This is a genomic window from Paenibacillus sp. sgz302191 (assembly GCF_057749925.1).
This window is the reverse complement of sequence record NZ_JBYLHY010000003.1, coordinates 1-13,771: the sequence shown is the minus strand read 5'-3', so window position 1 is coordinate 13,771 and position 13,771 is coordinate 1. Positions and strand designations below refer to the sequence as shown.

Sequence of the window (13,771 nt, the reverse complement as noted above, 5' to 3'; positions counted from 1 at the left end):
CTTTTGCTATAAAACCTAATTCGAAAGGGTGAGGGTTGATGAAAGAGCAATTAAAATCGATTATGGCTCATGAAAATAACGATTTGTTTACGATCCGTACGCACGCGCAAGGCCCAAAAGGCTCATTGCCATTAACAAAAGAAATGTTATTGCATGCTCCAAGCGGAGAATTGTTCGGTCTTACCCAAAATGTTGGAATGGGGTGGAAACCTTCCCGCCTGAAGGGTAAACAGTATCTTTTGTTAAGCACTCAAGGAGGCATACGTAAGGAAGATGGCAGTCCCGTCGCACTCGGCTATCATACCGGTCACTGGGAAGTTGGCCTGCTGACGCAGGCTGCAGCAGAGGTGATCACGGAAAACGGTGGGGTTCCTTTCGCCGGATATGTGAGCGACCCTTGCGACGGTAGGTCCCAGGGTACGGAAGGCATGTTTGACTCTCTTCCTTACCGCAACGATGCAGCGATCGTTTTCCGGCGTCTCATCCGCTCCTTGCCGACGCGCAAAGGTGTGCTCGGTGTAGCAACCTGCGACAAAGGATTGCCCGCCATGATGATTGCTCTGGCCGGGATGCACGAACTTCCTTGCGTAATTGTGCCCGGCGGAGTGTCATTACCCCCCACGGAGGGCGAGGACGCTGGGAAAATCCAAACCATAGGTGCAAGGTATGCTAATGGTGAAATCAGTCTGGAAGACGCTGCCGACCTCGGCTGCCGGGCTTGTGCCACACCGGGTGGAGGCTGCCAGTTTCTTGGAACGGCAGCTACTTCGCAGGTTATTGCAGAGGCTATGGGCATGACGGTGCCTCACGCTGCGCTTGCACCATCGGGACAGCCCGTATGGGAAGAGATGGCCAGGCAGTCGGCCCGCGCTATGATGACGCTCGAGGAAAAGGGAATCCGGATGAAGGATATTTTGACCGAAGCGTCCATCCATAATGCGATGGTTGTTCATGCGGCCTTTGGCGGATCGACCAATTTGCTGCTGCACATTCCTGCCTTCGCTCATGTGGCAGGGCTGCCCGTTCCGACCGTTCAAGACTGGATTCGTGTCAATAAAGACGTACCAAGACTAGTCAGCGTTTTGCCGAATGGTCCGGAATATCATCCGACTGTTCGAGTGTTTCTGGCCGGAGGGGTGCCGGAAGTGATGCTGCATCTCCGCCGTCTGGGGGTACTAAAAGAAAATGCGTTGACAGTAACCGGTGAAACGCTGGGGACTGTACTGGATTGGTGGGAAACGAGCGAGCGCCGAGGGCGGATGAGAAGTCTGCTTATGGAAATGGACGGCATAGATCCGGACAACGTCATCATGAGTCCAGAACGTGCCAAAGAAAGGGGATTGACCTCGACGGTTACGTTTCCTATGGGGAATCTGGCTCCGGAAGGATCAGTGATTAAATCGACGGCGATTGACCCGACAACCGTTGGAGCGGATGGGGTTTACCGCCATCGGGGCAAAGCCAAGGTGTTTACCTCAGAGAAAGCGGCTATCTCGGCAATCAAGATCGGCGGTATTCAAGCCGGTGATATTATGGTGTTGATGGGGCGCGGACCATCGGGTACGGGGATGGAGGAGACCTATCAATTAACCTCAGCTCTAAAGCATTTGCCGTTCGGCAAATACGTGTCCCTAATTACCGATGCTCGGTTTTCGGGCGTATCCACAGGTGCCTGTATCGGTCATGTTGGACCTGAAGCGTTAGCTGGCGGACCGATTGGTAAGCTGCGGGATGGAGATACGATTGACATCGTAGTTGATCGTAACAGCTTGGAAGGCAGCATCCATTTTCTAGGCGATGGTGACGAAGTGCTGACCCCCGAAGAAGGAGCACGTGTGCTTGCTGCCCGAGTCCCTCACCCGGAGCTCGCCGCAGACGAAAGACTTCCTGACGATACTCGTTTATGGGCTGCATTACAATCTGTCAGCGGAGGAACCTGGACAGGGAGCGTTTATGATGTGGATCGGATTCTTGCTGTCTTGGAAGCGGGGAAAAAAGCTTTGGCTGTGCAAAACAATTAGGAGGGGAAGTATGAAATGAGCTATATTACGAACTGATTTTGCCAGGATTCAATCCAGATCCTTCTATTCTTAGGGTTGATGAGAATTACTATATTGCCACGTCTACGTTTGAATGGTTTCCCGGTGTTCAAATTCATCATATCAGAACGGTGTTTTTTATTTGATCTACACGGATGTAAAAAGCAGTTGGAGCTTTCAAGGATACCCACAACTATTTGGTAACAGCTACGGATATTAGTGGGCCTTGGTCGGAGCCTATTTACCTGAATAGCAGTGGATTCGATCCGTCTTTGTTTCACGACGATGATGGGCGCAAGTGGCTCGTCAATATGCTTTGGGATTCCCGCAAACAAAATATGCCGGCTCCTCGCCGGCTACACTGCATGGGACTTTGGAAACCTTTTTCGAGCCGACTTCAAACGAAATCATTTTGGGATGGTTGACAATGATCCCATAGCCCTTGTTCGTTACATAAAACAGTCAGCCGGGTTTGCCCTCTTTTTTTTCTATGTCTAACCAATTTTTTCAAGAAAATTTTCAGAATTAGTGAGGATAGATTCTCAAAATTGTTGAGAAATCTATAATTAATTGAGGTCGACAAAGACGCCGTGATCGAAGGATTTACGCTCAGTATGAGAAGTTGTAAAGTAGGGAAAACGTTCACGCAGACGGCGCAATTGGCGTACTCAGTTTTGTTAAATTGGGCGGGTGCCACACCGACAAATCCGCTCTGGTAAAGAAATGAAACTCAGCCCATGCTTACATGCATGAAATTTACGGTATGATAGATGCTATCCGTGAAAACATCATTCAATACGCTTTTTATATGGGGATCGAGAACAATGAAAATGGAAAATACGTAAAACTAAAATTCGTTTGAAATAAATGTATATATGCATGTGCAGTTGAAAGGCTAAAATATTTTTTCTAACGAATTCTGCAACAAACCGTCAATTTCGCCACGGTGCATAGAAAATTCTAATCAATTCTGGAACAACAATAACGGAGCCACGCGGAAACAGCAATAGCGAAGCCCGGGGGGCTCTTTTGCATCCACGAAGTTTCGCTCAATCGCTTGGTAACGAAAACTGTAAAGATATTTACCCGACTTGCTTCTACTTTGTTCTGTTTTACCCACTCTTTACTATCCTCCAAACATGTCTTCTAACGACATTTCGGGACCGGGTGCATTCCTGCAAATGGGTGCGTCCACTTTGACTATGCCCTTGAACTGTTCTGATTTATCGAATAGCGTCTGTTTTAATTTCTCAATGGCAGGCACTACCCGATCAAATAAAACGGATATTACTGATGCGGCCAATACCTGGAACATTAAACATTTCGTGGCGGTAACAGTGTCTAAGAAACATAGGCATTTCCTATATGTTGTATAGATATATCCATATTGATGGACACCTTATGATGCTAATAAAATTATGGGGAAGAATATTTTAGTCCAAGTTTCCCGAGAGAGGAGGCAGATTTTATGTGGTCTATATTATTAGCGTTAGGTGCTGGGATCGTGATAGGGGTTGTTTTTCAATCTCTCCGTATACCGTCTCCAGCTCCTCCAATGTTAGGGTTGATAGGGCTCTTCGGCATGTTTCTCGGACAACGGCTTATCCCGTGGATTCAAAAGCTGTTGAATTAGAATCACCATTGATCTTTTTAACTCAACCTTGGAGGGGATAAATCGATACCGAATGATACTAAGTAGGTACAGGGCGGCATTTTGGCATCCATGTTCCCACCGTCGGTTTTGGCTTATTCGATGGAAATGTTTCCGCTCCAAAGAAGAGCTACCATTATCGGGTTAAATAGTCCGATCTTAAAGTTAGGGGTGATCATATTTGACATTAGAAACTGCAGGAATCCATCACATTGCTGCATTGGCTCGTAATCCGCAGGAGAACGTCAATTTTTATGCAGGCATACTTGGTCTTAGGCTCGTAAAGAAAACCATCGACTTTGCCGACACGCCGGAAGTTTACCACTTGTATTTCGGCGATCAATCCGGAAGCCCCGGTTCCATTATGGCCTTCTATCCCTGGCCCGACTCTAGGCCTGGAGAAGTAGGCGGGGGGCAAGTAGGAATAACTACGTTTGTCGTGCCGCCCGGCTCATTCGACTTTTGGGAGAAGCGGCTCAACAGCTTCGGCATAACCCCACAAAAGTCAGTCCGGTTTCAAGAATCATACCTTCAGTTTAGGGATCACGAAGGGCTTCATCTTGAAATTGTTGAGCGCGAAGATGGATCGAACAGCGAGTGGTCGTTTGACGGAATTCCTACGGACAGAGCGATAAAAGGATTTGGCGGTGCTGTTCTTTTCAGCATGAAAGCAGAGAAAACGATGCATATGCTTGAAAACGTATTGGGATTGAAAAAAGTAGGTGAAGACGTCGGTTACGCTCGTTTTCAATCATTCGGACATATCGGGAACCTGATCGATGTTCCTCTTGAGAATAAGCAATGGAGACATGGTGGGGCAGGTACCGTTCATCACATTGCCTGGCGTGCAAAAGACTTTCAGGAGCATGAGCAATGGTTCCAGAAAGTTAGTGAGGGCGGCTATGTACCTACTCATAATGTAGACCAGCGATATTACAATGCGTTTTATTTCCAGGAAGATGGACACATCTTATTTGAAATTGCAACCGATCCTCCAGGTTTCGCACGAGATGAAACTCCTGATGCATTAGGTGAAAAATTGATGCTCCCGGAATGGCTTGAACCCGTACGTGGTAAAATTGAAGCTAACTTGCTGCCAATTGAAGTGAGGGCGCTAGATGGAGACAAAAGATGAGACATATCTTTGAAAAGGGAGCGGCTTACACGTGCCTACACTTGTCCTTTTTCACAGGCGAAACGGAGCAAGATTTATTGCCACTGGCCAAACTCCAAACTCGTTTCCTCCATCATCCGTTCTTTCCCTAAGGGGGAATGTGACGTCCAGATCGGCGGCTTCGGCATTACGCCCGAGCCGGATGCGCTCGTGACGAAGCCACGCGGCACGAAAGTGCTGGGGAACATACAACAAATTTAGGATAGAGGTGTGATTATGAATCGTACTGTGAAATTATCGATTATATCCTTGCTGATTCTCCTCTTCGCCTTAGAGCTTGTCGCTTGCGGCAAAGACACTGCCGCTCCGGCGGCGAAAGATGCAGCGCCCGTCGACAAAAACGCTGCCTCGGCCAAACCGGCTGCTTCCGCTGCTGTCGAAGTGAAGGCCGAAGCGTCCAATTTTGAGTGGAAGCTGGATAAAACCGAATTTACCTCCGGAACGCCGATCCATTTCACCGTCACTTCGAAGCAGGGCATGCACGGTTTCGCCATCGTCGGCACTGACTCGAAGATCGCGCAAGTCGCCGAAAATGCAACGAAAGACGTCACCTGGACGCCTGACAAACCCGGCGAGTACACGATCAATTGCATTTTCATGTGTGGCAGCGGCCACAGCACGATGATAACGAAGATTACGGTGAAATAATGGTAACACCTCTCTGAATCTTCGCATAACATCGATTTATAAATACAATATATGATCAAATGAAGGAAAATATGGGTGGAATAGCGATATTCGGATTCGGGCGCATTGGCAGGCAATTGCTAAGAGTCGCTTTGCAGGAAGAGCTTTTTGTTCCGGTTTCCATTTCGGACATCAAAGATGAGGCGACGCTAGCGGCGCTATTCGAAGTGGATACCAACTATAGACGCTGGCCTGAAGATGTTTCCGGGCATGAAGGCCGTATCGTTATCGGCGGCAGGGAAATAAAGTTTATCAATTCGTCGAAGGAAGTCCCGGATTGGAAGGCATTGGATGTGGACTTGGTTATCGACTGCACAGGCCGGGCCGTTACCCGTTCCGTTGCCGAGGTCCATTTGGAACGTGGTGCCAATAGAGTGCTGGTTAGCGGCCCAAGCAAAACTTTTGAAGATTGCGATGCCGTGTTGCTGAAAGGAATAAATCTGGATCAGTTTGATCCGGTCAAGCACAGGATCATAAGTATGGCGAGCTGTACAACCAACGCATTGGCAGCGGTCATCAAAGTCGTCAGGGAAAATTTCGGGATCAAATTCGGTTTATTCTCAACAGTTCACTCCTATACGAACACACAATCACTAACCGATCAGCCTATGAAGGATCGACGGGATTCATGGGCCGCTGCGGAAAATATCATTCCTTCCTCATCCGGAGCTGCAAGAGCATTGAAGTTCATTTGGAACGATCTGCAGATTACGGGTAAGGCATACCGAGTTCCAACTCGTACGGGCAGTATTGCTGAATTAAACCTGGTGACGGAAAAGCCGTGCACGGTCCAACAGGTGAACGATATGTTCCGCAGAGCCGCTGTGGAAGGCGAGTTGAAGGGAGTCTTGGACGTTTTGGAAGAGGAATGGGCGTCTTCTCGTATTGTAGGCGATTCCCATTCCTCCATCATTGACCTTCCTTTGACCCAAGTACAAGGAGAAATTCTCTCAATCGCAGCATGGTATGATAATGAGTGGGGCTATGCTTCACGATTAGCCGAAGTCGCGGCTTATCTGGTAAATAAGTAAAATTGTTAGATAAAAAGGGAGTATTAGTATGGTCGAGAAAAAGGTAACATGGCTGGAACTTTTTTATGATCTGCTTTTTGTAGCGGCAGTGTCAAAATCGAACCACATCTTGTTGCATGCAGACCATGGGATCATTCCCTTTGAATACTTAACCAAATTTGTTTTAATATTCATACCAATTTGGTGGGGATGGGTGGGACAAACTCTCTTTAATAATCGTTTTGGCCAAGATATAGGAACTCATCGAAAATTCATGATCTTTCAATTATTCTTTGCTTTAATTATGACAGCAAGTCTATCCGTAGATTTCGATCGATACTATATTCCCTTCCTTGTAGGTTATATTGGTTCGAGAGCGCTGACAGCAATTCAATATCTTACCGTACACAAATCAAATGGCACACATCAGCGGATGACCGCTCGATATTTGGGGACGCGATTTTGGATTGGGATATTCATTTCTTGCTGTTCACTTTTCTGTGACTCATGGATCCGTTATGCAATTCTGTATACTGGAATTGCTGTAGATATCATGCAGCCGTTATACGGCCGGCGGTATCTGATAATAACACCCACACATACCCATCACTTATTGGAACGCTTTGCATTATTTACACTTATTCTTATTGGCGAGTCGGTCATTGGTATCCTTTCGGTCTTGCAGTCTAGTTACTGGAACTGGGCAACTATGTTGTTCGCCTTATTTACTTTTATATTAGTGATTGCCATGTGGTGGCAATATTTTGATAGTATTGAAAGGAAAGTGAGGAAGGATATACAAACAGCTGGCCAAACGATTATTTATGGTCATTTATTCATATATGTATCCATGGGCTTAATAGCTGCTTCGATCCAATTAATATTTCAGGAACAACTGCATTATCCATTTATGTTGGCTTTTATTTTCGGATCAGTTCTGCTTTATTTTATCTCTACATCATTCGTTTTTAACCGATACAGACATAAACATCTAAGGCTGAAAACCTATCATTTGGCGACATTATTAGGACTGCTAGGTTGTTTTTTTGCGGTGGACAATGTTTATATCGCACCTAATTTTGTAATTATTGGAGAAATCATGATATTTTTTATTGTGTATGCGAAGTTATCGGCTTGAGTTTATATAGGAGTGTGAAAGGAAGTGTCTGATGAATTCCAGCGATATGTAGGGAAAGATATCGAAGTTATTTCACCCAGAAAGATGCATTCATTCGGCAAATTGTGTGAGTGGGTTACCTGTAGTTAACAAATATTAATAAATGGTTTACTATTTTAATAAATGGATCTTCAGTACATGCTGAAGGTCCATTTTATTTAAAGTAGAGACGAAAAATCGACAACGCTCCCCTGCGCTGAGAGTTGGAAGTGACATAGTTGCGAGACAGGTTCAGGTAATCGGCCATGTTGAACAGGCTGATCTTCATATTTTCAGACTACACGGACCAACCCTAAAATCTAGTAACCTCACCCGAAATCAAGCGGATATATTATATGACAGGTTCGTCTTATAATGATTACAAAGTCATTGTCATCCAGAGATCACCCCGATCACGCTCATCACTACCAATCAGCTATTATACGAAGGATCAGTTGGGTCGGAACTAAAATTTTTCTTTCACATTCTTATAGCGTCCTCGATTTTACCATTGATGGTCTGTACATCTAACTAAGGGGGATACACTATGGAATTGCGCCAGCTTGAATATTTTATTCAAATATGCAAATCGGGAAGTTTCACCAAAGCTAAAGAAGAATTAGGTGTGACTCAGCCTACACTAAGCCAGCAAATTCGGGTTTTGGAAGACGAGTATAATATTCCATTGTTCAATCGGGTAGGTAGGGGGGTTGAAGTAACGGAAGCGGGGAAAATTCTCTTGAATAAGGGCAACGCTATTATGAATCTTCTTGAAGATGCACGAAATGAAATATATGGCCGAAACAATATATCTAGAGAAACAATTTCTATTGGGTGTTGTCCTGCTGAACTTGAATATCTTGCTCCTTATTTCATGAGATTTCACCAAAAGTACCCGAATATTTTATTGAAAATTATCGATGCAGAGGATGCCGAGAAAAAAGTTCTGGAGCAAGTGGTAGACTTTGGAATAACTGCAAATTCGATTTCTGATGCTTCGGTCATTTCGACTCATTTGTATAGACAAGAAATGGCGCTATTGATTCACTCAGAACATCCTTTGGCCGATAAATCTTCGATTCCTTTCCGATCCTTGAAGCAAATGAATTCGATCATGTTTCTAGAACAAAACAAATCATTAATTGAAAGGTATTGTTTCTCGTGTGGGTTTACCTTGAAGTCGACCATAGAAACGTCCTCCACTTCAGTATTGATTCATTGGGTTCGCCATAGACTTGGAGCAGCTCTTATACCAGCATCTTTGCTCGAAAGTATAAGGGACGATTCTTTGCGTATTATAAAATTAGAAGGCCATGCTCCTTGTTGGGATATATCTCTTGTATATCTTAATTCCGTTAGTATGAGGTCCACTGCACGCATATTCGTTCAAGAGATAGATTCATATGTAAGAATGGGAGACGCGGGATGATGGTATTACACAGTTACAACTCTATTGGGAAAATAGGAGTGAGGTTGAGGTGAATCTTTCATGTTCAGGCAATTAGAATGTTTCATTCAAATTTGCAAAGAAGGAAGCTTTACTAAGGCTGCAGACATTTTAATGATTTCTCAACCTACTTTAAGTCAACAGATCCGCTTTCTAGAGGTAGAAGTTGGAACCCCTTTGTTTGAGAGAGCTGGTAGAGGGGTAAAGATTACAGCTGCCGGGAAAATACTTTACGAAAAAGCTCTTTCCGTGATGAGGCTCATCGAAGAATCTAAGAAAGAAACTCACGAGTTACGCAATGCCCGAACAAATAAACTTTCGATAGGAATCTCACCTATGGACTTTTCTTGTTTAAAACCTCGTTTTTTGAAATTCCATGAACAGTATCCTGATACTACTTTAAAATTTGCCAGTGCAGAAAATATATCACAGCAATTATTGAATAATAGTATCGATATTGGCATTATCGACAATCATGATCCAAACAAAGAAATTCATATGATGCACCTGTATAAAGAAGAACAAGTATTGGTCGTTTATGCGGATCATCCATGGGCAGATCGAACCTTTATTTCTTTTCAAGAGCTAGAAGATTTAGAATCTTCCTTATTTGTTAGTGATATAAGTTTAATCGAGCAACTTCATACATTCAGCGCTAAGATCACCAAATCCTTGCAATCAAAGTTTGAGTCAACTTCCATGGCAATTCTTCTTTTTATGGTACTGCAAAAGATGGGGGTAGCTATTTTACCTGCTTCTTTAATTGGAAACTTTGGTCAGCAATTGAAAATGATTCGTCTCATAGATCCAACGCCTGTTCGTGAGATCAAGCTTATTTTTAAAAAGTATCATTATAATAATCCTTCTGTTCAAAAATGTATCGATTCTTTTCTAGAACAATCGAAAAAGTTGGCAGACTACAGCCATTGCAAATAGGGAAATTATGAGGTTTAAATCGAGAATGTCAAGGGGATACGTTCCCTAGTGGATGGCTTGTACCGATTACGGTACCAAACTATTAAGCGAAGTTTCGCGGATGCCAAAGAGCTGCACGGACTTCGCTATTGCCGGTTCCGCGGGAAGAATAAAGTGCAGGAACAGGCCTCCATGACCGCCATCTGTCAGAACGCGAAAAAGATCGCCAACCACCTTGCCAAGAAAGCAGGATGAGGGCAGATCATCTTAATTTTATACGAGAATTCGCTTTTTTGAAATCATGGTATTCAAAACCATGCATAAAAAAAACAAAGCCCTAAAAAAACAGGGCTTTGTCCACAGTCTGAGATCAGCTGCTGAGCTGGTCTTTTTCACACCCACAAAGGAAGCCATCGCCGCGAGGCGATGACCTCGGATCATAGCCCGTTCATGCAGGTTCGATTCCCATCACAATACGAAGCTTGCTTATATTAGATCCTCCCTTGGGGGTTCGTCATGGACTTGGAGCAGCTTATACCAACATCTTTGCTCGAAAGTCTAAGGGACGATTCTTTATGTAGGAGAGAGGATCAAATGCAGAAATACATTGCGTTCCAATTAAGCAGGGAGAAATACTCGGCTTTTGGCATTGGGGCTGTGGTAAGAAATCGATCAAGGAGATAGATGCCAGCGTGCTGGATATATAGATTTTAGCTATATAATGTATAGAAATGAAGGAATGGTTTGCTAATTCATTTTGCCCTATCATAGGAATCAAGTAAATCTTTTTCATATAAAAGAAGGAGTGTCGTACAAGATGAGTACCGTAAAATTTGCGGATCGTGACGGCTTGCAATTAGAGCGGGAGGAAGGGAGCGGGATCATGGGTTCAGGTAACGTTCATCATATCGCATGGCGAGTCAAGGGTTATGAAGACCACGCAGCATGGAGAAGCCATGTTGAGAACAACGGCTTCCACCCTACACCGATCATTGATCGGCAGTATTTCCATGCCATCTATTTTCGGGAAGAAGGCGGCATCTTGTTTGAAATTGCGACGGATCCGCCGGGTTTTGCAAAGGATGAGCCTCAAGATCGCTTAGGTGAGGCATTAATGCTGCCAGAATGGTTCCAACGCAATCGTGCTGAAATTGAAAAAAACTTGCCGCCCATTCAAGTACGCGAATTGGAGTCGTTCAAGCCATGAAGCATATTTTTCAAAAAGGCTCAAATCCGAAACTGCCGACACTTCTTTTATTACATGGCACGGGCGGGACGGAATACGATTTATTGCCGGTTGCTCAGAGGATCGCTCCGGACTCCAATGCTCTAAGTGTTCGAGGCGAGGTTCAGGAGAATGGAATGGCTCGATTTTTCAGGAGATTGGCTGAGGGTATTTTTGACGAGGAAGACCTTTTGTTTCGAACGGAAGAGTTGAACGGATTCATTGATCAAGCAGCGAACCAATATGAATTCGACCGCCGGAATGTCGTGGCTATTGGGTATTCTAACGGTGCCAACATTGCGGGAAGCCTCTTGTTTCATTGTAGGAATGCATTAAGAGGTGCAATTCTATTCCATCCCATGGTTCCTCGTCGTGGTGTAATACTTCGCGAATTAGCTCATATCCCTATATTTATTGGTGCCGGAACGAATGATCCAATCTCTTCTCAACAAGAAACCAGAGAGCTGCAGTCGCTATTGGAAGGTGCAGGCTCTTCCGTTGAAATACACTGGGAACATGCAGGTCATCAGTTAACGCATCAAGAAATTAATGCGGCAGCTCATTGGTTCAAAAAGCATTTCGATTCCTAACCTTGTTCACATACTTTAAAAGTGGAAGAAGGGTAACTTTGATATCGATCAATCCCAACAATCAAACGGAACGGGACAATTATAAGCTGCTAATCGGGAGTATTCTTCCTCGGCCGATAGCGTTTGTGACGACTTTATCGACAGACGGCATACTTAATGCCGCTCCTTTCAGCTATTTTAAGATCGTGATTTCAAATCCGCCTATGCTGTCGATTTCCGTACAACGGCAGCAGGGCAAACAGAAGGACACCGCAAGAAATGCGATAGAAAAGGGAGCGTTCGTCGTTCACATTTCGGATGAGTCGAATATTGAGGCTATCAATCTTACAGCGGTCAGCTTGCCGTCACGCGAAAGCGAGGTCGAATGGGCTGGCTTAACTCCTGTTCCGAGTGCAGCAATGCCAGGGTGCGATCTATTGATCGGGCGCATCGTTCACTTCCATATTCATGAATCTTTATATCAGGATGGACGGATTGATCCTAATAAACTTCAGCCTATAAGCCGGCTCGCGGGTGATTTCTATTCGAAGCTGGGAGAACTATTTTCAATAAAGCGCCCCCAGTTGGATGTCAAACTAAGGCTTGAGCACGAGAGCAGAAGCAAATGCCATGATCTATCACGTAATAGAACATCATAGCTAACGTGAATAAGCAAGCAAGACAAAGGAATATTTCCTTGTCTTGCTCGCTTATTCACATTAGCGGCTTAGGAAACCTGAAATATAGTAGCCTTGCAACCCCTACCTGTAATATAAACTTTTCTTTTACTTGCAATAACCTTCTAGCAATGTAAGTCTGCTTTTATATGGTAGGTATCCCCAATAATAGGGCATTAAGTTCGCCAACCAAGCAGCCTATGAACGAAATGTACAAAAACTGAAGTCGTCGCTCAATTAATAGTTCTATAGAAGAAGCAGTAGGTGAAGCAGGAGATGGGATTCCCGGCAAAACGTTGGTTATCGGGGATATGTGCAATTGTGTTTAAACTTTCGTTTCAAGTCAAACTGATCCTGTCATTTGTGTTCGTTATCTTCATACCGGTTATTCTATTCTTCTGGTATATGCTTAATGAAGAGTCCGCCAATGCAATAAAAGAAATAACGGTGAACAACGATAATGTGCTGGCGGCCGAGAAAAAGAACATTGAGAATAACGTGGAGCTGATGAAATGGACCGCCCAGCTTTCGTTATCCAACGGGGAAATGAACGGTTATCTGCAAATTCAACAACGACAGGATGCAGCGGGTGTTCTTCATATTAAGAATGATGTGGTCAGCAGCTTTCAATATTTTCTGTTCAACAATCCACGAATTGCGAATGTCCGGTTGTTCACGGCCAACCCTTATGTGAATGAGATTTGGCCAGTCATCCTACAGGAGTCACGTATTCAGGACAAACCCTGGCATGATAAGGTGATGAAACAGAGCGGTTTGCCCTGGTGGGAGATTGTACAGGACGAAAAAGTTCTCACCGATTCACCATCCGAACCATCGCTGAATGAGCCCGTCATAACGTACTTGCAGGAATTCAAATTTGCGGACAACATAACACATAACGGGATTCTAGAGATATTGATGAAGCTGTCGAATTTCTTCACTCGAACGTTCAGCAGTGTGCAGGACACGAACTCCCAGCTGATCGTAGTAGCAAGGAGCGGACAGGTATTCAGCTTGAAGACTTCACCTGTGTTCAAGCAGCACAGCGCGGAGCAATTGATGGAAAGTGTGAAGTTGACGAGTAATACAGATCACGAGACGGTACAGTTCGAGGTTAATGGGCAGTCCTACTTGGCGATTCAGAGCTACATTCCATCGATCGACGTACATCTGGTCAATATGGTTAGTCTTGCGGACACGATGGAAGGCATTCACCATTCG

10 protein-coding genes and 5 pseudogenes are annotated in these 13,771 nt (G+C 44.6%); 14 read left to right on the top strand and 1 reads right to left on the bottom strand.

The features are described 5' to 3' along the window. The first annotated feature begins 38 nt into the window (after nucleotides 1–38). Together AC3G2T_RS04915 and AC3G2T_RS04910 are read left to right on the top strand one after the other, a co-directional pair. Nucleotides 39–2,021, top strand: a complete 1,983-nt coding sequence (locus tag AC3G2T_RS04915) for a YjhG/YagF family D-xylonate dehydratase (RefSeq protein ID WP_488434740.1) — start codon at nucleotides 39–41, stop codon at nucleotides 2,019–2,021. Between the two features lie 38 nt (nucleotides 2,022–2,059). Further along, nucleotides 2,060–2,464, top strand: a pseudogene (locus AC3G2T_RS04910) (family 43 glycosylhydrolase). A gap of 569 nt (nucleotides 2,465–3,033) precedes the next feature. Here AC3G2T_RS04910 and AC3G2T_RS04905 read toward each other — a convergent pair. Beyond that, nucleotides 3,034–3,220 (bottom strand): annotated as a pseudogene (locus tag AC3G2T_RS04905) (IS5/IS1182 family transposase); the annotation flags it as partial. A 287-nt stretch (nucleotides 3,221–3,507) separates the two neighbouring features. Here AC3G2T_RS04905 and AC3G2T_RS04900 point away from each other — a divergent pair. The 12 genes and pseudogenes from AC3G2T_RS04900 to AC3G2T_RS04845 form a co-directional block, all read left to right on the top strand. Next, entirely contained in the window at nucleotides 3,508–3,672 is a 165-nt protein-coding gene (locus tag AC3G2T_RS04900; protein WP_474679299.1) for a DUF1427 family protein, read from the top strand. A gap of 199 nt (nucleotides 3,673–3,871) precedes the next feature. Beyond that, nucleotides 3,872–4,825: a VOC family protein gene (locus tag AC3G2T_RS04895; RefSeq protein ID WP_488434739.1), complete on the top strand. Its 954-nt coding sequence runs from the start codon at nucleotides 3,872–3,874 to the stop codon at nucleotides 4,823–4,825. Between the two features lie 255 nt (nucleotides 4,826–5,080). After that, nucleotides 5,081–5,512, top strand: coding sequence for a cupredoxin domain-containing protein (locus AC3G2T_RS04890; protein WP_474679297.1), 432 nt, complete (start codon nucleotides 5,081–5,083; stop codon nucleotides 5,510–5,512). A gap of 71 nt (nucleotides 5,513–5,583) precedes the next feature. Continuing rightward, complete coding sequence (locus tag AC3G2T_RS04885; protein WP_474679296.1) at nucleotides 5,584–6,582, top strand: type I glyceraldehyde-3-phosphate dehydrogenase; 999 nt, start codon at nucleotides 5,584–5,586, stop codon at nucleotides 6,580–6,582. A gap of 28 nt (nucleotides 6,583–6,610) precedes the next feature. Further along, nucleotides 6,611–7,699: a low temperature requirement protein A gene (locus AC3G2T_RS04880; protein ID WP_474679295.1), complete on the top strand. Its 1,089-nt coding sequence runs from the start codon at nucleotides 6,611–6,613 to the stop codon at nucleotides 7,697–7,699. Between the two features lie 565 nt (nucleotides 7,700–8,264). Beyond that, entirely contained in the window at nucleotides 8,265–9,146 is an 882-nt protein-coding gene (locus AC3G2T_RS04875) for a LysR family transcriptional regulator (protein ID WP_474679294.1), read from the top strand. 60 nt (nucleotides 9,147–9,206) lie between these two features. Further along, nucleotides 9,207–10,100, top strand: a complete 894-nt coding sequence (locus tag AC3G2T_RS04870; RefSeq protein WP_488434738.1) for a LysR family transcriptional regulator — start codon at nucleotides 9,207–9,209, stop codon at nucleotides 10,098–10,100. 57 nt (nucleotides 10,101–10,157) lie between these two features. Beyond that, nucleotides 10,158–10,334, top strand: a pseudogene (locus tag AC3G2T_RS04865) (transposase); the annotation flags it as partial. A 616-nt stretch (nucleotides 10,335–10,950) separates the two neighbouring features. Then, a pseudogene (locus tag AC3G2T_RS04860) lies at nucleotides 10,951–11,286 on the top strand (VOC family protein); the annotation flags it as partial. Then, a complete protein-coding gene (locus AC3G2T_RS04855) occupies nucleotides 11,283–11,894 on the top strand; it encodes an alpha/beta hydrolase (RefSeq protein ID WP_474679292.1) in 612 nt (203 codons plus the stop codon). The pseudogene AC3G2T_RS04860 and the gene AC3G2T_RS04855, both read left to right, overlap by 4 nt. 38 nt (nucleotides 11,895–11,932) lie before the next feature. Further along, nucleotides 11,933–12,532: a flavin reductase family protein gene (locus tag AC3G2T_RS04850; RefSeq protein WP_488434737.1), complete on the top strand. Its 600-nt coding sequence runs from the start codon at nucleotides 11,933–11,935 to the stop codon at nucleotides 12,530–12,532. 339 nt (nucleotides 12,533–12,871) lie between these two features. After that, nucleotides 12,872–13,771: pseudogene (locus AC3G2T_RS04845) on the top strand (sensor histidine kinase); the annotation flags it as partial.

What these genes read in the sequence shown, in the direction of transcription:
- AC3G2T_RS04915 (WP_488434740.1), top strand. Translation starts at nt 39, where the DNA reads ATGAAAGAGCAATTAAAATCGATTATGGCTCATGAAAATAACGATTTG.
- AC3G2T_RS04900 (WP_474679299.1), top strand. Translation starts at nt 3,508, where the DNA reads ATGTGGTCTATATTATTAGCGTTAGGTGCTGGGATCGTGATAGGGGTT.
- AC3G2T_RS04890 (WP_474679297.1), top strand. Translation starts at nt 5,081, where the DNA reads ATGAATCGTACTGTGAAATTATCGATTATATCCTTGCTGATTCTCCTC.
- AC3G2T_RS04885 (WP_474679296.1), top strand. Translation starts at nt 5,584, where the DNA reads ATGGGTGGAATAGCGATATTCGGATTCGGGCGCATTGGCAGGCAATTG.
- AC3G2T_RS04880 (WP_474679295.1), top strand. Translation starts at nt 6,611, where the DNA reads ATGGTCGAGAAAAAGGTAACATGGCTGGAACTTTTTTATGATCTGCTT.
- AC3G2T_RS04875 (WP_474679294.1), top strand. Translation starts at nt 8,265, where the DNA reads ATGGAATTGCGCCAGCTTGAATATTTTATTCAAATATGCAAATCGGGA.
- AC3G2T_RS04870 (WP_488434738.1), top strand. Translation starts at nt 9,207, where the DNA reads ATGTTCAGGCAATTAGAATGTTTCATTCAAATTTGCAAAGAAGGAAGC.
- AC3G2T_RS04855 (WP_474679292.1), top strand. Translation starts at nt 11,283, where the DNA reads ATGAAGCATATTTTTCAAAAAGGCTCAAATCCGAAACTGCCGACACTT.